Annotated in this window: 13 protein-coding genes; 8 read left to right on the top strand and 5 right to left on the bottom strand. The window is 56.5% G+C overall.

All coding sequences use genetic code 11. The features are described 5' to 3' along the window. Window positions 1–438: 438 nt before the first annotated feature. Both NMAG_RS19515 and NMAG_RS19510 read right to left on the bottom strand, forming a co-directional pair. The gene (locus tag NMAG_RS19515; RefSeq protein ID WP_237076863.1) at window positions 439–1,206 is read right to left on the bottom strand and encodes an IclR family transcriptional regulator; all 768 of its coding nucleotides are present in this window, start codon (window positions 1,204–1,206) and stop codon (window positions 439–441) included. A 229-nt stretch (window positions 1,207–1,435) separates the two neighbouring features. Further along, window positions 1,436–2,971: an aldehyde dehydrogenase family protein gene (locus tag NMAG_RS19510; protein WP_012996961.1), complete on the bottom strand. Its 1,536-nt coding sequence runs from the start codon at window positions 2,969–2,971 to the stop codon at window positions 1,436–1,438. 136 nt (window positions 2,972–3,107) lie between these two features. Here NMAG_RS19510 and NMAG_RS19505 point away from each other — a divergent pair, with 136 nt between their 5' ends. Continuing rightward, window positions 3,108–3,947 (top strand): proline dehydrogenase family protein, encoded by an 840-nt coding sequence (locus NMAG_RS19505; protein WP_004216105.1) that lies wholly within the window; start codon window positions 3,108–3,110, stop codon window positions 3,945–3,947. Between the two features lie 282 nt (window positions 3,948–4,229). Here the strand turns inward: NMAG_RS19505 and NMAG_RS19500 are convergent, their stop codons facing one another. Beyond that, window positions 4,230–4,952 (bottom strand): helix-turn-helix domain-containing protein, encoded by a 723-nt coding sequence (locus tag NMAG_RS19500; RefSeq protein ID WP_004216104.1) that lies wholly within the window; start codon window positions 4,950–4,952, stop codon window positions 4,230–4,232. Between the two features lie 141 nt (window positions 4,953–5,093). Here NMAG_RS19500 and NMAG_RS19495 point away from each other — a divergent pair, with 141 nt between their 5' ends. Then, window positions 5,094–6,263: a M24 family metallopeptidase gene (locus tag NMAG_RS19495; RefSeq protein ID WP_004216103.1), complete on the top strand. Its 1,170-nt coding sequence runs from the start codon at window positions 5,094–5,096 to the stop codon at window positions 6,261–6,263. Between the two features lie 30 nt (window positions 6,264–6,293). Here the strand turns inward: NMAG_RS19495 and NMAG_RS19490 are convergent, their stop codons facing one another. Further along, window positions 6,294–7,496: a M24 family metallopeptidase gene (locus NMAG_RS19490; protein ID WP_004216102.1), complete on the bottom strand. Its 1,203-nt coding sequence runs from the start codon at window positions 7,494–7,496 to the stop codon at window positions 6,294–6,296. A gap of 134 nt (window positions 7,497–7,630) precedes the next feature. Here NMAG_RS19490 and NMAG_RS19485 point away from each other — a divergent pair, with 134 nt between their 5' ends. From NMAG_RS19485 to NMAG_RS19460, 6 genes are all read left to right on the top strand, one after another. Next, the gene (locus NMAG_RS19485) at window positions 7,631–9,277 is read left to right on the top strand and encodes an ABC transporter substrate-binding protein (protein WP_004216101.1); all 1,647 of its coding nucleotides are present in this window, start codon (window positions 7,631–7,633) and stop codon (window positions 9,275–9,277) included. 2 nt (window positions 9,278–9,279) lie between these two features. Beyond that, on the top strand, window positions 9,280–10,221 hold the full coding sequence (locus NMAG_RS19480) for an ABC transporter permease (RefSeq protein ID WP_012996960.1): 942 nt from the start codon (window positions 9,280–9,282) through the stop codon (window positions 10,219–10,221). A 76-nt stretch (window positions 10,222–10,297) separates the two neighbouring features. Further along, window positions 10,298–10,984, top strand: a complete 687-nt coding sequence (locus NMAG_RS19475) for a DUF1028 domain-containing protein (protein WP_004216098.1) — start codon at window positions 10,298–10,300, stop codon at window positions 10,982–10,984. A 113-nt stretch (window positions 10,985–11,097) separates the two neighbouring features. Then, window positions 11,098–12,000 (top strand): ABC transporter permease, encoded by a 903-nt coding sequence (locus tag NMAG_RS19470; protein WP_004216097.1) that lies wholly within the window; start codon window positions 11,098–11,100, stop codon window positions 11,998–12,000. Window positions 12,001–12,002: 2 nt separating this feature from the next. Next, complete coding sequence (locus NMAG_RS19465) at window positions 12,003–13,064, top strand: ABC transporter ATP-binding protein (protein ID WP_004216096.1); 1,062 nt, start codon at window positions 12,003–12,005, stop codon at window positions 13,062–13,064. Between the two features lie 2 nt (window positions 13,065–13,066). Continuing rightward, window positions 13,067–14,077, top strand: a complete 1,011-nt coding sequence (locus NMAG_RS19460; protein ID WP_004216095.1) for an ABC transporter ATP-binding protein — start codon at window positions 13,067–13,069, stop codon at window positions 14,075–14,077. 822 nt (window positions 14,078–14,899) lie between these two features. Here the strand turns inward: NMAG_RS19460 and NMAG_RS19455 are convergent. Further along, entirely contained in the window at window positions 14,900–16,291 is a 1,392-nt protein-coding gene (locus tag NMAG_RS19455) for an ATP-binding protein (protein ID WP_004216094.1), read from the bottom strand. Window positions 16,292–16,718 lie beyond the last annotated feature (427 nt).

The raw sequence follows: 16,718 nt of genomic DNA, 5'->3' as shown, positions 1-16,718 counted from the left end.
GGTTCTGATGTTTGCCATTTGATCTCAAGGTCATGATGGTTTTGCCAACTGCTCACCGACATGTGACATCAAGTGCGCGAGCAAGTGACAGACCGGACGTCAGTGAACGGCAGAGTGCACGGATTTCAACCAGTAACCCATCTTGAATAACCAGTGCCACTAATGGCCGTTGTACCGGCTAATTTCTGTCTGTACCGCCGAACCGCAATTCCCGACAACGCCTACTCTCGGTGAGAAACACCGGTCATCAGCAGTGCAGCAAACGTTCTCGACCCATATTGGATTACAATAGTACAGTTGTAAACTAACTACCGCCCAGATATTTCGTTTGCAGAAGACCCGCTTTATTGTAATCGGAACAATCGATTTCTTTCAGCAGTAGCACGGCGCAGACAGTTCATCATCGTTTTTCATAGGAATAATTTACGATAGCGAAACTCATTCGATAGTGGTCTTCGCAATGTCGTTAGAGAGCGATTGAGCAGTTGCAGCGACTTTCTCGGCTAGCTCCCCGCTAAGTCGCGAATACTCGACTCTGTAGGTTGGACCGCCGGCACTTATCGCACCCAGGACAGTGCCATCTTCGTTCATGATAGGCGAACTCACGGACCGGTATCCCTCAACTGGTTCCCCATCACTTATTGCATACCCGTTTTCCTTAATCTCCACTAACTCAGATTCTAATTTCTCTCGGCAGTGAGTCGTATTTGGTGTTTTCTTCGGCATCCCCCACGTATCTAATATCTCGTCGACGCGTTCGTCGGGGTACTCGGCCAGGATCGCCTTCCCGGCTGCTGCATTATGCATATGAAACTCCGCTCCCGACCGGAAGTTAACCCCGTTCGAACTGCCGACCGATTCAAAGACGATAATCAACCGCCCGTTCTCCTCGACGGTGAAGTCAACCTCCGTATTCGTCTGGTTTGCGAGTTCTCGAACGCGCTGTTCGACGGTCGAAAAGTGAGGCCGCATTTTGATCGCTTGCCGGCCCTGAGAGAGTGTGTGGAGACTGAGTTTGTAGGTTTCACCGAATTTGACTAGGTAGCCGTTTTCGCATAGCGTAGAGAGGTGTTTGTGAACAGTACTCTTTGCGAGGCCGGTTTCATCGACTAACTCTCGCAACGTCGCCCCGTTTTCATCCGTTATGCGATCGAGAATCGCCAGTGAGGTGGCCGTCGTGCTCAGTTTTCCTTCACCGAGTCCCATGATATTCGACAACACCCAAATATTGATAAGAGTTTCGGATAGCCGAACTGAATAGTGTTTGACGGCACCGTCTGTCATAGCAACTGATCACACAATCCTCTCCGGCAACGACTTGTGATTCCAGACACCCAAGAGAAGTCTTCGTTGGGAACTCAACCCAGAAACACCGATCCGTGATACTAGCAACAGGTTACTCGAAAAATACGACTGCACACCTCGGTGCTACCGGTTAGTCGTCTCGAGTGACGATGTCAGCCGAGAGGCCCTGTGCCATCTCGATGTCCTTGGAGTTGTTCATCGTCCACGCAGTCCGCTCGGTAACGGCCTCGATGGCCTCACGCGCGGACGGGTAGCCGTTTCCGGACTTCTTCACGCCGCCGAACGGAAGCTGGACCTCTGCGCCGATACACGGTAGATTCGCGTACGCAAGCCCGATCTCCGCGCGGTCGCGGAAGTAGTTGATCTGGCGGTAGTCCTCGGAGATAATGGCGCCAGCGAGACCGTATGGCGTGTCGTTGTGGATTTCGACTGCGTCCTCGATGTCGCCGTCGTACTCGAGTAGTGCGACGTGTGGGCCGAAGCACTCCTCTTTCAGACAGCGCAGGTCGGTATCGTACTCGATTTCGTAGACGAACGGACCGACCCAGTTGCCGTCCTCGTGGCCCTCAGGAATCTCGTCGTCCTCGAGTTCGAAGCGGTCGACGAGCACGTCTGCGCCTTCCTGTTCTGCCAACTCGTTGTGCTTCTTGATCTTCTCGACGTGCTCTGGCTCGATGGCCGGCCCCATGAAGGTGTTTTCCTGCAGTGGGTCTCCGACGGCGACATCCTTGGCAATGTCGACGTAACGCTCCTTGAACTCGTCGTAGACGTCGGTGTGGACGATCAGGCGCTCGCTCGAGACACAGCGCTGGCCGGTCGTCTTGAAGCTCGACATGATCGCCGAGTGAACGGCGATGTCGAGGTCGGCTTCCTCGGTGACGATGATGCCGTTCTTGCCGCCCATTTCGCAGGCCGCGAGTTTGCCGGGCTCGCCGCCGACTTTGCTGGCGATTTCCTGGCCAACCTCGGCGGATCCGGTGAACAGGACGGTGTTGACGCGCTCGTCGTCCGTGATGGCCGCGCCGGCGTCGCCGAAGCCCTGAACCATGTTGAAGACACCGTCCGGAATGCCGGCGTCCTCGAACATCTCGGCGATGATCTGGCCACACCATGGCGTTTGTTCGGCTGGCTTCCAGACGACCGTGTTGCCCTCGACGAGGGCAATGGCCATGTGCCAGAACGGAATTGCAACCGGGAAGTTCCACGGCGTGATGCAGCCGATAACGCCACGAGGTTTCCGGCGCATGTACGCATCTTTCGAGCCGACTTCGCTCGGTACCACGTCCCCGTGTGGGTGGCGCGCGTTGCCTGCCGCCCACTCGACCATGTGCCAGGCCTCAGCGACGTCTGCTTTCCCTTCGGAGATCTCCTTGCCACACTCCTTGGAGATGATCTCACCCAACTCGTCGTGGCGCTCGCGCAGTTCGTGGTAGATGTCCCAGAGGTACTCCGCGCGGTCGATGTGGGAGAGTTCTCGCCACTCCTCGAACGCGTCGTTCGCTGCAGCCAACGCAGCGTCGACATCGTCCTCGGTGCCGCGCTGGAACGTCGCGAGTTGGTCACCAGTTGCCGGGTTTTCACTCGCGAACGTCTCCGTTCCATCGCCGTCGGTCCATTCGCCGTTGATATAGTGTTGGTACGACTCCATCTCGGTTTCCAGAGACATGGGTAGTACTTCGTGTTTATCCCTATGTAACCCCGACCGATCATGGTCGATAGTCTCCTTTCTTCCCACCCAATAATCCCCGTATGAATTGGTCGGGTGCTATATTATAACGCTTGGATCACACCACTATCGATAAATGATTCCCCCTGTCGCCAACAGGTTTGTTGCGGGCGAAACACCGTCCGAAGCGCTCGATCATGCCCAGACGCTGAACAAGCGGGACGTAAGTGCGATCCTCAATCTCCTCGGAGAGCACTACCACGATCCAAAGCCTGCCACAGAGGATACCGACACGTATCTTGAACTTGTCGACAACATTGCAGCGTCGGGAGCTGCGGCCTGCATTTCAGTCAAACCCTCACAGATCGGTCTCGATGTCGGTGAGACTGTCTTTGAGAACAATCTCGCCGAAATCGCCGAACGAGGCGATAAGAAAGGCGTCTTCGTCTGGGTCGATATGGAAGATCACACGACGACGGACGCGACGCTCGACGCATACGAATCCCTTGTTCGCGACCATGGCGGCGGAATGGGCCTCTGTCTCCAGGCAAATCTCAGACGCACGCGAGAAGACCTCGAGCGGCTTGCCGATGCGCCGGGGAAGGTTCGGATCGTGAAGGGCGCATATGACGAACCCAGCGATGTCGCCTACACGAGCAAAGAGAAAGTCGACGAAGTGTACCTCGAGCTTATCGAATACATGTTCGAGGCGTTCGACGATGGCGTCGCGATCGGGAGCCACGACCCGATGGTTATCGACGCCGCCAGAGAATACCACCGGGAGTACGGAACGCCGTACGAAATTCAGATGCTGATGGGCGTCAGAACCGATCGGCAGTACGAACTGGCGTCGGACGATATCGAGGTCTATCAGTACGTTCCGTACGGTTCGAAGTGGCTGTCGTACTTTTACCGACGAGTTCGAGAGCGAAAGGAGAATCTCCTCTTTGCGGCTCGAGCGGTTATCGGGCGGTAGTGGAGGGAGTGACGGTCGTGCGACGGTCGCCGTCTACGGCGAACTGCTTCAGTCACTATAGTAGCCACTGCAAGCCAATGCACACCTGATCGCATCACAGCTGTGCGATCAGTGTCTAAATAATTGCAGTTGTTACTGTAGAACTGCTGTCAGTCAGCGGGGCTGCTATCAGTCACTAGAACTGCTATCGGTCGCTGTAACCGCAGCCACGGATAGGCCACGGTACCGTCGGCGACGGTGCAGCAATTCCGTACGGATCCTCGAATCCCGGAAGTGGACGGTTCAGGGATCGAGAAGCTTGGATTCGGCGACTCGAAGGTGTTCGAGGAGCGTCGATTTGGCGATATCGAGATCGTCGGCCAGTTCTCGTGTCGTCGTCTTTCGCGGCCACTCGTAGTAACCGGCGTTACGAGCGTGTTCGAACACCTTCCGCTGGGCCGGTGTGAGCGTGTCGAGTCGCTGGCTGCGCGACGTATGATCGGCCGCCTCAGCCGTCGTGATAGACGTGACGGTCACCTCCGCGTCAGCCTGCTTACGAACATCGTCGAGCGCGTCTGTGACCCTCGACCGATCCCCGATAAAGCAGAGGTTCCATTCTTCGATCCCATCTTGAATTCTGATAGGGGTGCGGTGGACGAACCCGTTTTCCAGCAAGACCGGACAGACCATCTCGCCGGGATCGTACTCGAGAAAGAATTCCCGTGCGATGTTTGCCGGCACATCTCGTTCGTGCCCGAACTGCTCTTGGAGCTCGTGGACCTGCACCGTCTGGCTCGAGTCTCGAACCGCATCGAGGACGTCCTGTATCTGTTGTGATGTGTCGCCGAACGCGGTGAACAGCCCGTTAGCCGTACTCGAGTGGGACCCTCGTCCGTGCGGTGACGTGTACACCGTATGAGCGAGGATTCCGCCGTCAGCGCGTCCGGTTGCATCGATCGCCCAACAGCCGGGATGCCAAAGGTCGAGAGTCAGCCGTAGACACGAGACTGACTGCTGCATGCTCATACCCGTCTTTGTCGTGGGGGAGTGTTTTATGTTATGATGTCACAGCCATCCGTTCATCGACGGTCTATCAGCCCGTCCTCGACTAGCGGGCGTGGCATGACACACCGGAACATTCTTAGATTGAACTGCGACAGTGACTCTATGGTTGACTATCCACGTCGCATCTCGACTAAGTACAAGCGAATCGAGCCGCTTCTGGAGCACCACGATGCCGATGCCTACGTCCACGTCGGGGATTGCTTCGACGAGGTGCTCACGTATCTGACGCGGTTCAACGGGCCGGATCGAGACTATGCGTTCGTCTACGTGAACGGGACAGCGACGCTGTGTCCCCCCGACCGATTCGGCCAACAGGCCGAGCGGGAGTTTCCGGGAGACGAGGTCGACATGACACGTGCAAGCGAGCGGCCGCCCGCGACAGAGCGCGCCCGAACGGTCCTCGAGCGGAACGAGATGGGAGACACACTCTTGCTTCCAGCGACGGCGAAGCATCGAACGGTCCAGTCGTTTCGCGAGGATGGGTACAATGTCGTCCTAACCGACGCAATCGACGACATTCGTCGCGTCAAAACGAACGAAGAACGAAAGTTGCTGCAAGCAGTCGAGTTCGCGACGCAACGGGGAATGGCCAGGGCGGAAACCGTTCTTGCCTCTGCGACCGTCGATGGTGGCGGATTACACTGGCAAGGGGAGCCGTTGACCACGGAAATTCTCCGGCGGGAAGTGAACGCGGCCCTCGCACGAAACGGCCTCGACGGAGCAGGGAACACCGTTATCGGGGCCGGAGAGTCATGCGCTGATCTCCACTACAACGGAATCGATCACATCGAATCCGGCGAAACCGTCCTGCTCGACCTCGGCCCTGAAGGGCCGCACGGCTATTACGGCGACCTGAGTCGGACGTTCGTCGTCGGCGAGGTCGGCGAGTGGGAACAAAGGGCCTACGGTGCGGTCTCCGACGCCCTCGATGGCGCGTTCGACGTCTTCGAGGATGGTGCCGGCCAACCTGCCAGCCACGTTCAAGATCGGGTTGCCGAGGAACTCGCTGCGTACGGCTTCGAAACCGGCGATGTGGACGTTGGCATGTACCACGGTGCCGGACACGGCATCGGATCGAGTCTCCACGAGCGGCCGTTCCTCTCGGCGAACGAGCAACTCCAGACCGGACACGTCGTCACCATCGAACCAGGCGTGTACGACCCCTCACGCGGCGGCGTCAGACTCGAGGACATCGTCGAGATCACAGAAGACGGGTACGAGAACTACGTGCAATATCCAAAAGAGATCGTTCCGGAGGAACGGACGATATAGGAGACAGATGCGCTCGGACTGCTGAACCGATTACCAGGTGATGATGTTGCTTTCCAGATCTCGCGGATAGTACGTGACCATCTCGATCCCGTCCTCAGTAATGACGATGGTGTCCGAGTGGCGGTAGCCGGCGTCGTCTGGAATATAGATTCCCGGCTCGATACTGTAGATATGACCGGGCTCCATGATTTCTTTGCTTCCGCGGTCGATGAACTCCCGTTCGTGGCCTTCCATTCCGATGTTGTGTCCGGTGTGGTGTTGGGTGTACTCGAGGACACCCTGTTCGTCGAAGTAGTCGTGAACGGCCTGGTCGACATCAGCACACGGAACACCGGGTCCGCTCTCGTCGATCGCGATGGTCTGCGCCTCGAGCATCAGCTCGAAGTAGTGTTCCTGCTCGTCGGTCGGCTCGCCCACGAACATCGTCCGTTCGAGTTCGCTTTTGTATCCGCCGACGTTCGAAGACGCGCCAGTCACGAGCACGTCGCCCTCCTCGAGGCGGCGGTTTTCGGTGAGACCGTGTGGGAGCGCAGTGTTCGGTCCAGAGAGGAAGCTACACGACGCCGGAAATCCGCCCCGGAGGTGGGACTGGTATTCGTCGCCGAGCGTATCGAACATCGCCATGGACGCATCGAGGCTCGCCCGTTTGGCGACCCAGAGCTCGTGTTTGCCTGGTTCGGCGTACTCCGCCAGATACCGGTGGGCAAGGTTCCCCCACTTGCCCGATTCCATGACGAGGTCGATCTCGGCGTCGGATTTGGTTTTCCGCCATTCGGTAATCCACTCGACAGTTTCGACGTCGACCCCAGCGAGCTCCGACAGCGACGGGCCGGAGTAGCCCCAGAATCCTGGTGCGCCGTCCATATCTGCACAGGCCGACTCGACACCGAGATCGTCGAGCATGTCGTTGATGGTGGCTTCCGGCGTCTGGGAACTGTGCACCGGATACTCACCGCTTCCGCCAGGATAATCGTAGTAGTTGTACACCTCGTCGACGTGGTCGACGACCTCCGCTCGCTCGAGTTCGAGTCGCGGGACCGTGACTGCAACCGTCTCGTCGGTCACTGTGAGACAGACTGGGCGCTCGGTCTGGAGGTGCCAGAATCCGGTAAGCCACTCGATGCTGGTCGCGGAAAACAGACACAGAGCATCGACGTCGGTTTCGGCGATTGCGTTACGTGCCCGTTCAAGACGGGCGTCATATTCGTCTACTGGAAGGTACGGCTGTGCCATACGTTACCAGCAACTGATTAGATGGCACTTGACTGTTTGGGTAGGGTACAAAGACGTGCTGTTCTCAGAAAAATAGCAATCAACTTGGGACAGTCATCGAAATGTTTATATAATAGAGCAAGACATACCGTACCATGGAACCCGATGGCAATATGCAGTTTAACCGAAGAGAGCTAATTAGCGCGCTCAGTGCAGGGGGTGTACTCGCGCTCGCAGGCTGTGCGGACCAGGCCGATGGCGATGGGAACGACGAAATTTTCGTCGACGCACTCGACTCCGATCCGGGAACGCTCGACCTACACGAAACAAACCGCGTGCCGGAGAGTATGTGTCTGACGCCGGTCCACGAGCGATTGTTTACGATCGATCCGGATCTCGAACCGCAGCCGTGGCTGGCAACGGAGTACGAAACGAACGACGACGAGACCGAGTACGTAATCCAACTCGAGGAGGGCGTCGAGTTTCACGACGGAACTGAGTTCAATGCAGACGTCGCCAAGTGGAACCTCGAGCGGGCCGAAGAGAACTCGCCGGACGCCTGGCAGTTCGGGACGCTCGAAGAGATCGATGCAACCGGAGACTACGAGTTGACGTTCCATTTCGAGGAGCCACATCCGCTGTTCCCACAATACCTGGCAAACGTCCAGATGGGATTCGCCTCACGGGAGGCAGTTGAAGCAGCAGGAGACGACTACGGACAGGAAGAAGTTGTCGGGACAGGACCGCTCGTGTTCGAAGAGTGGGTGCGTGACGATGAAATCGTCTATTCACGCAACGAAGACTACGACCGAGGGCCGGATTTCCTCAGCAACGATGGCCCGATCAACTTCGAGGAGTACCACGTCAGAATCGTCCCGGAACCAACGACGCTGCTCAACGAGGTTACTGTCGGCAACGTCGACGGAAGCATGATGATCGCAGCGAGCGATGCCGAAGATGTAGAGGCGCACGATAACACGCAACTCGAGCGTGTCGACGACGCGCACCCGACCTTCCTGTCAATCAACGTCGAAGCGGAGCCAACCGACGAGGTAGAAGTGAGACAGGCGATGGCATACGCTGTCGATCAAGAGGCAATAGTCAACGCTGCATTCCACGGCGAAGGCTATCCAATCTACAGTCTGTGTCCCCCAATGGCTGTCGGTGGACTGGACGAAGCAACCGCACGAGAGACAGGGTACGAGCAAGACCTCGACACTGCCCGTGAACTTCTCGACGACGCAGGATGGGAGAACGACGAAGAAGGAGAAGTCCGGACAAGAAACGGCGACGATCTCTCGGTTTCGTTCTTCGCCTTCGAGATGGAGCCCTACTCGAGTATCGGAGAAGTCACACAGGATATGCTCAGCCAGGTCGGCTTCGAAGCCAATCTAGAGATTCTCGAGTCGGGGACACTGTACGACAGAGTGGAGGGCGGCGAGCACAATCTGGTGACGATGGCACTGAGTGGAGGATACATTGCCAACAACACGCTTGCATCGACCCTTCACAGCCAAAACTATGCGCCCGACGGTGGGAGCAATTACTCGCTGTACCAGAGCGACGAGTATGACGAGATCATCGATCAGGCGGAGGTCGAACCCGACGATGCCGAGCGAGAGGCGTTGCTTCACGAGGCACAGGAGCACATCCTCGAGGAGGTCCCCGTCGTGCCACTTGTAGGCTTCGTCAAGTTCTACGCGGCCAAAAACGAGATCAGCGTGGATGCCTGGACCGATCACCCATGGTGGCCATCTCCTGATCAGTACAACCTCCATGCGGTGGATGTTGATCGGAGCTAACAATGCTAGCGTACACTGTTCGACGAGCACTGCAAATGATCCCCGTGATGTTGGGGGTCACCATCGTAATTTCATCGATCGTCTACGCCGCACCGGGTAATCCCGCTCGGCTTGCACTCGGCGACGGTGCCAGTCCGGAAGCAGTTGCTCAACTCGAGCAAGAAATGGGGCTGGATCAGCCAGCACACATCAGATACTTCGACTGGATGGCCGGCGTACTGCAGGGAGATCTAGGGACGTCGATCCAGTCCGGACGAGCAGTGACGACGCTGATCATCGAACGGTTAGGGCCGACGCTAGAACTTGCACTCGTCGCGATGGCACTCACGGTCATTATCGCCATTCCGCTCGGCGTGATCAGCGCCGTTCGCCAGTACTCGTGGGTCGACAACACGTCGATGTTCTTCGCGATTTTCTGGCTCTCGATGCCGTCGTTCTGGCTCGGCTTGATCCTAATATACCTATTCGCGGTCCGCTGGCAGTTCTTCCCAGTGTCCGGGCGCGAAGGGGTAATATTCACCTTCACGTGGTGGTCGTTCATCCTCTTACCAGCGATTGCGACGGGGACACGGAGAGCGGGCCTTCTGACGAGGCTGATGCGCTCGTCAATGCTCGAAATCCTCAACGAGGACTACATCCGCACGGCCCGCGGGAAGGGAATTGGCTCGAAAGCGGTCATCTACACGCACGGGATGAAAAACGCCCTCATTCCGGTCGTGACATTAATCGGACTCCAGGTCCCGCTGATCTTCTCGGGAACAGTCATTATTGAGGTCGTGTTCTCGTGGCCGGGAATGGGCCGATTACTGGTAGATGCAGTCCTCCAGCGTGACTATCCGGTCGTTCAGGGGACGATCCTGGTCTACTCAGTCATCGTGATGGTGGCTAACTTCGGTGTCGACATCGCCTACACGTATCTCGATCCGCGGATCGACTACAGCTAATCCGCGTCTCTTTCGGTGGTTTCGACTCATTTTCCGTCCCGAGAACAACTAAGTGGACGTGAATCTAGCTACCCATATGACGTTTTCAATCGTCGGACGCGATCCGGACAGTCGAACGATCGGTGTCGCAATTGCCTCTGTATTTCCGGCCGTCGGGGCCGTCTGCCCGTACGTCGGTGACGGGGTTGCGGTTTCATCTCAGTCGTGGGACTCCGGCTACTCCTACGGCGGTCCGATCACGAACATGGTCGAAAACGATATTTCGTTCCCCACTGCCTGCGAGACAGTCCTGTCTGAACGTGACGGTGCAGCTGGGACGCAACTCCACGGAATAGACATGGACGGAAACTCGTTCGTATACACAGGTGAAAAGTCGAAGGAGTGGGCAGGCCATTCGACCGGCCCAAATCACACCGTCGCTGGGAATCTCCTCGTAGGGGAGGATGTGATCGAGGCGATGGGGAAAACTTTCGAACAGACCGACGGCCGCCTTGAGGAACGATTACTGGCCGCCCTCGAAGCCGGCGAGAGCGAGGGAGGTGATAAGCGAGGAGACAATCTAAGTGCAGCACTGCTTACCTACGGCCCCGAACCAAAGCTGTCTCGCAACCTTCGAGTGGACGACCCTGGGAATCCAATCGACGGCCTTCATCGTGCGTACGAAGCTGCAGTTGAGACAGACCGTGCCAACGAGGACTCAGATAACGAGGCGTGGGGAGAAAATCCACCGGACTCATTGAACACCTATGAAATCAAGTACTAGGTATTCCAGCGAATTCGTTGCTCTCATCCAGTAACAAGACAAGAGTGGTTCGAACTACAACTGGATCGATTAGCGAAAATTATATACGCAGTTAGAATGAGAAGTGATACACGATGGCACATTCGGGAGAAGTAGATACTTCGATTAATTCTGGTGACTCCGCTGGGTCGGGTCGGTGGGATGATCAGTACATTATATTACGTCGACTCGCCCAGAGCAAACTCGCACTGGGAGGGACGATCTACGTTGCACTCTTCGTTATCATCGGTATCATCGCGCCACTGATCACACCACATGATCCGATGGCCCAAAATTACGACGCACTCAATCAGGCACCATCGCTCGCCCATCCATTTGGGACCGACAACTACGGGCGTGACGTCTTCTCGAGAGTGCTTTACGGAACACGGTATGCCCTCCTGCTTGGAATTGTCATTATCGGTATCCAGATGATAATTGGCGTCGGACTCGGCCTCATCGCCGGCTACTACGAAGGGTACGTCGAGACTGTTATCATGAGAATCGTCGACATCAGCCTCTCTATCCCAGGGATCGTTCTCGCACTCGCAATCGCCGGCATGCTCGGTGGCGGACTGCTGCCGCTCATCGTGGCGATCAGTCTCGTCGGCTGGCGCGGCTTTACACGGATCGTCCGCGGTGACGTCAAGAGCGTCATTGAAGAGGATTACATCGAAGCCGCGCGATCGTCGGGCGTACCCGACCGTTGGATCATCCTCAAACACATCCTGCCAAATGTCTCCTCAAGTATTATCGTCTATGCGACGCTGACGATGCCGACGGTCATCCTGTGGTCTGCAGCGCTCTCGTTCCTTGGAATGGGCGTCCACCCACCGACACCCGAGTGGGGGGCGCTGATCGCAGATGGTCGCGGTGACCTACAAAGCGCATGGTGGATTTCAACCTTCCCTGGCTTTGCGATCATGGCGACGATCATCGCGTTCAACGCGATTGGTGACGGTCTCCGAGACGCACTCGATCCAAAACAAGCACGATAACTATGGCACTACTAGAAATCGACGATCTACACGTCAGGTTCGACACCGAACAGGGCATGGTCCATGCGTTAAACGGCGTTTCGTTCAGCGTCGAACGCGACGAAGTACTCGGTGTGATCGGTGAATCGGGTTGCGGGAAAAGTGTCACGATGATGTCGGTGATGGGACTGCTCCAGTCGCCCCCGGCAGAAATCGTCTCTGGCGAGATCCGCTTTGACGGGACGGATCTCCTCTCGCTTTCCGAATCCGAACTCAACGAGATTCGCGGGAATCGGATCAGCATGATCTATCAGGACCCGATGACGTCGCTCAACCCCGCACTCACCATCGGCAAGCAGGTTATGGAACCACTCCTGACCCATACGGACTGCTCGAAATCCGAGGCTCGAGAGCGTGCTCGAGAAACGCTCGAAGACTGTGGACTACCGGATGCAGAACGGTTGCTGGACGAATACCCACACGAACTTTCGGGTGGCATGCGCCAACGCGTGATGATCGCGATGGCGCTCATCACCGAGCCGGAATTGTTGATCGCAGACGAGCCAACAACCGCACTAGACGTGACGATTCAGGCACAGATCCTTCAGTTGTTCAGGGACCTCCGAACGGAGTTCGATACCAGTATTATCTTCATCACGCATGATCTGCCAGTCGTGAGTGAACTGGCCGATCGACTCGCAGTCATGTACGCCGGAACCGTCGCCGAAACCTGTGACATCGACGAGTTCTTCGACAACCCGCTTCACCCTTACACGCGCCAGCTCTGGGAGAGCGTCCCGAAGATGGACGCCGAAAAGGAACGCCTCGCCGTCATCGAGGGAACGGTTCCGAGTTTCCACGAACCACTTTCAGGCTGTCCGTTCGCGTCGCGATGCGAACAGCATCACGGCGAACCCTGCGAACAGATCGTCCCGGATCCACGTGGGGTTACAGACGAAGCCAGCCACAAGGTCAGCTGCCATCTTTACACAGAGCGGAGTGATACAAGTCCGCCGTGGGAGACCGACAGCGAAGACTTCCAACAGAAACTCGAAAGCCAACCCGAAAACGACGTTAAGCTGTAATCATGTCTAACGCACAAAACCTCCAAAAAACCAAGTCGAATCGTCACGACACACTCGTTGAGATTCAAGAGCTGAAAAAGTACTACCCCGTAACCGGTGGCGTACTCAATCGACGCGTCGGTGACGTCAAAGCGGTCGATGGCGCCAGCCTTGATATCAAGGAGGGTGAGACGCTGGGTCTCGTCGGTGAGTCTGGCTGTGGGAAATCTACGTTTGGCCGATCGGTGCTTCGGTTGACCGAACCGACCGATGGCTCGGTCGTTTTCGACGGTGAAGACATCACGGAAGCATCCAAAGACCGTCTTCGTGAACTTCGCCAGGAGATGCAGATCGTCTTTCAGGATGCCGCTTCGAGCATCAATCCGCGCATGCGCGTTCACGAGGTTATCGAAGAGCCGATGAAATGGCTCACCGACCTGTCGGAAGAAGAGCGAGAAGCCAGGACACGGCAACTGATCGAAGACGTTGGGCTGTCTGTTGACCACCTCCAGCGAGCACCGCACGAGTTCAGCGGTGGACAGCAACAGCGAATTGCAATTGCTCGAGCGCTCAGCGTTAATCCTCGTTTTATCGTCTGTGACGAACCGACAAGTGCACTTGACGTCTCGGTACAGGCGAAGATTCTCAATTTGCTCGACGACCTCCAAGACGAGTACAATCTGACGTATCTGGTGATCAACCACGACATGAGCGTCGTAAAACACGTTTGCGATCGCGTTGCGGTTATGTACCTCGGGAAGATCGTCGAGGTCGGACCGACAGACGAACTATTCGACAACCCGAAGCATCCGTACACACAGGCTCTGCTCTCGTCGGTCCCACGCGCTTCGAAGGAGAAACTGGACGACCAGATCGTTCTGGAGGGTAATCCACCAAGTCCAGAGGATCCGCCAACTGGCTGTCGGTTCCACCCGCGATGTCCAGAGTACATCGGGTCCGTCTGTGAAGAGGAAAAGCCCGAACTGCGTGAGCGAGAGGATAAGCGAACCTGCGCCTGTCACTTGTATGAGTGACCACAGACTAGCCTCTCGTTTCAAGCGTCACGGGATCCTGTGATCTGAGACAGACGAACGGATGTAGTCTGCGCAGCGTTCGTTACAGTCGGGTAACATGAGAATAGTCAAGAGCGGTACCGGTCACCATTATCAGTCGTCAAGTGATTCGAAAAACAGGTCACTGAGGGTGATTCGTAACTGGCGCTAGCACTCTTTGGAAGGTACTCCACGTCGGCAAATACGACGGGAACGTAACGAGACCCAGGTCAGCACGGTCTAGCAGGTCTTGACAGTCGAGACCAAAAGGTATGCTCCACATACTAATCAATATAAATATGCCTTTGGCACCAGCGCATGGTATACTGATGCTGATCCTGTCGAACTTGCTGCAAATCAAAAATCGAGTACCGATCTCGGTGGCCACACACACGAAAAATCCGCCAAGTCATGTTGACCAGACAGTTCGACGGATAATCGGGATTTGATGGAAGCATGCGGCATCTTGTTCAATTGAGACAGATGCCGTGGCCGATCGATACAGACTACTGTGGCGTCCATGCTCTTCCGCTTGGTCGAGGATGCTGAACGGTTCTCCTCGCTAGCGACAGATTCGGCGGTTGTGCGTCAGTTTCATCGAAAAGTTCGTGAACGAACACAAGCGCCCACACCGACGTGGCAAGCTAACATCTTCAAGTGATTCGTGGACTATACCTTTGAATAGTAGTTACCCTTTCTGAGGGTTTCGCATTTACCCCAGGTAGTTTATCATTAGTAACGACCTACGTGAGCGACTCGTTCGTGAGTCGGCAATCAGCGCGTCTGGTCCTTCAGACTGTTTCGTTACCGCCCATTACAGAGTTGCTCAAGGTCAGTGAGATTGAACAATGACCAAGTTCCGTCGAGTTCGTCGGCCAGCTCATCGACGAAGCCGCTTTTCGAGAAGAGAGCGAACTGTTCGGTCCGATCGTCGGGTCCCCAGCGGACGCTCTCAGCCTTCGTTCGAAGATCGTCGACGAGGCCGTGACCAACTGGATTGCTAGTCCACTTGCACTCTGCGAGGAGAAGCCGGTCATCGTCGGGTGCGAGGCCGACAATGTCGACCTCGTCTTCACCATACCACCATCGGCCGACAGCCGAGTACGGGTCGAACTCGCCGCGCCTGATTAGCTCCCAGACGGCCTCCGTACAGACATCTTCGAACGTCGTTGCGACGTGTCTGGGGAGGTCAGGTTCGATCGTACCATCGAACACGAGCGACGGTGCTTCCTCGATACTGGAGCGATTCGGTTCGACGAAACGGAACCAGAAGCGGAGGAACTCGTCCGCGACGCGATACCGGGATCGCTTGGATTTCTGTTTCGATGCCGTGACCGGAACCGTTCGCTCGAGGAGTCGGAGTTGCCGAAGCGTCTGGAGGTACTTCGAGAGCGGCCCCGAATCGATGCCAGTGGCTCCCGAAATCTCGTTCGGGGTCGTGTGACCCATTGCGACCGCCTCAAGGATGCTCAGGTACCGGGCTGGATTCCGCAGTTCGGTCCGGAGCAAGAACTCTGGTTCGTTGTACAGGACTGCGGTCGGAGAGAGAACGTGTGTCTGGATGTTTTCGGCTAGTGACTGCTCGTAGTCGAAGAGCGTGAGATACAGTGGCGTGCCACCAGTGACTGAATACGAACGAATTGCGTCGCCAATGTCGTACGAGATGACCTCGCGGGCTTGCTGGAAGGAAAACGGCTGGAGATCGATCTGTCCGGTTCGACGCCCGTACAGCGGACTCTCGTGTCCGAGCACCTCGGACTCCATCACACTCACACTCGAGCCGCACAACACGAGCATCGAGTCGGTGTGCTGGAGTTGCTCGTCGACGAACGCCTGGATGTAGGACGGAAGCGACTCGTTTTCCTCGATTAAATACGGAAACTCGTCGATAACGACGACCCTTTCTTCGGTTTCGAGTTTCTCGCCGAGATACTCGAAGGCGTCATCCCAGCCGTCGATTCGTGGTACACGTTCGTCAAAGCTGTCGGCGATCTGCTCGACAAACTTCTCACGCTGGCGATTTTCGGCCTCCTGGGCGGCCAGATAGTATAGATGCGGCCGGTCAGCACAGAATTCCTTGAGCAGCGCTGTCTTGCCAACACGCCGGCGTCCGTACACGACGTAGAAGGCGTGGTCAGGCGATTTATACGCCGTTTCCAGGGCACCGAGTTCGTCCTCCCGGTCGTAGAAGGTCATACGCTACCTAATGATTATCTCGATAATGACTTGGGGTTTTCGGTGCGAATGCTCTATACGGAGGATGTCAAGTGAACGATAACTCAGCCGTCCAGAGTGGAAGTGAAACCGTGGGAACTCCTGCACTGCAACAGAACGGTGGATTGTCACACTCTGGTGTCCGCTCGACCGCCGCCTGTGTGGCACAGCCATCGACATACTTGTTCGACCGCGAGAGCGAGATGTGTCGCGAGAGCAAGTCGTGTCGTAGACCGGCAAATATCCCACCTGCGGGACGGGACGCCTCGCCGTCGTCGGGCTACGCCCGACTGCCTGAGGGATCTTCGATCCCTCTCCGTTTACGGCGAGGAGATGTCACCTGAACAACATTCCTTCTGAAAGACAACTCCAAACGAAGCAGGCGAGACAACAGTGTTAGCTAACCCGC

The organism is Natrialba magadii ATCC 43099 (genome assembly GCF_000025625.1).
GTDB classification, from domain to species: domain Archaea; phylum Halobacteriota; class Halobacteria; order Halobacteriales; family Natrialbaceae; genus Natrialba; species Natrialba magadii.
The sequence above is the reverse complement of the archived record's forward strand: the minus strand, read 5'-3'. Positions and strand labels throughout refer to the sequence as shown.

Coding starts and splice junctions, on each gene's coding strand:
- NMAG_RS19515 (WP_237076863.1), bottom strand. CDS start 1,206: ATGGGACTCGGTGAAGGAAAACTGAGCACGACGGCCACCTCACTGGCG.
- NMAG_RS19510 (WP_012996961.1), bottom strand. CDS start 2,971: ATGTCTCTGGAAACCGAGATGGAGTCGTACCAACACTATATCAACGGC.
- NMAG_RS19505 (WP_004216105.1), top strand. CDS start 3,108: ATGATTCCCCCTGTCGCCAACAGGTTTGTTGCGGGCGAAACACCGTCC.
- NMAG_RS19500 (WP_004216104.1), bottom strand. CDS start 4,952: ATGAGCATGCAGCAGTCAGTCTCGTGTCTACGGCTGACTCTCGACCTT.
- NMAG_RS19495 (WP_004216103.1), top strand. CDS start 5,094: ATGGTTGACTATCCACGTCGCATCTCGACTAAGTACAAGCGAATCGAG.
- NMAG_RS19490 (WP_004216102.1), bottom strand. CDS start 7,496: ATGGCACAGCCGTACCTTCCAGTAGACGAATATGACGCCCGTCTTGAA.
- NMAG_RS19485 (WP_004216101.1), top strand. CDS start 7,631: ATGGAACCCGATGGCAATATGCAGTTTAACCGAAGAGAGCTAATTAGC.
- NMAG_RS19480 (WP_012996960.1), top strand. CDS start 9,280: ATGCTAGCGTACACTGTTCGACGAGCACTGCAAATGATCCCCGTGATG.
- NMAG_RS19475 (WP_004216098.1), top strand. CDS start 10,298: ATGACGTTTTCAATCGTCGGACGCGATCCGGACAGTCGAACGATCGGT.
- NMAG_RS19470 (WP_004216097.1), top strand. CDS start 11,098: ATGGCACATTCGGGAGAAGTAGATACTTCGATTAATTCTGGTGACTCC.
- NMAG_RS19465 (WP_004216096.1), top strand. CDS start 12,003: ATGGCACTACTAGAAATCGACGATCTACACGTCAGGTTCGACACCGAA.
- NMAG_RS19460 (WP_004216095.1), top strand. CDS start 13,067: ATGTCTAACGCACAAAACCTCCAAAAAACCAAGTCGAATCGTCACGAC.
- NMAG_RS19455 (WP_004216094.1), bottom strand. CDS start 16,291: ATGACCTTCTACGACCGGGAGGACGAACTCGGTGCCCTGGAAACGGCG.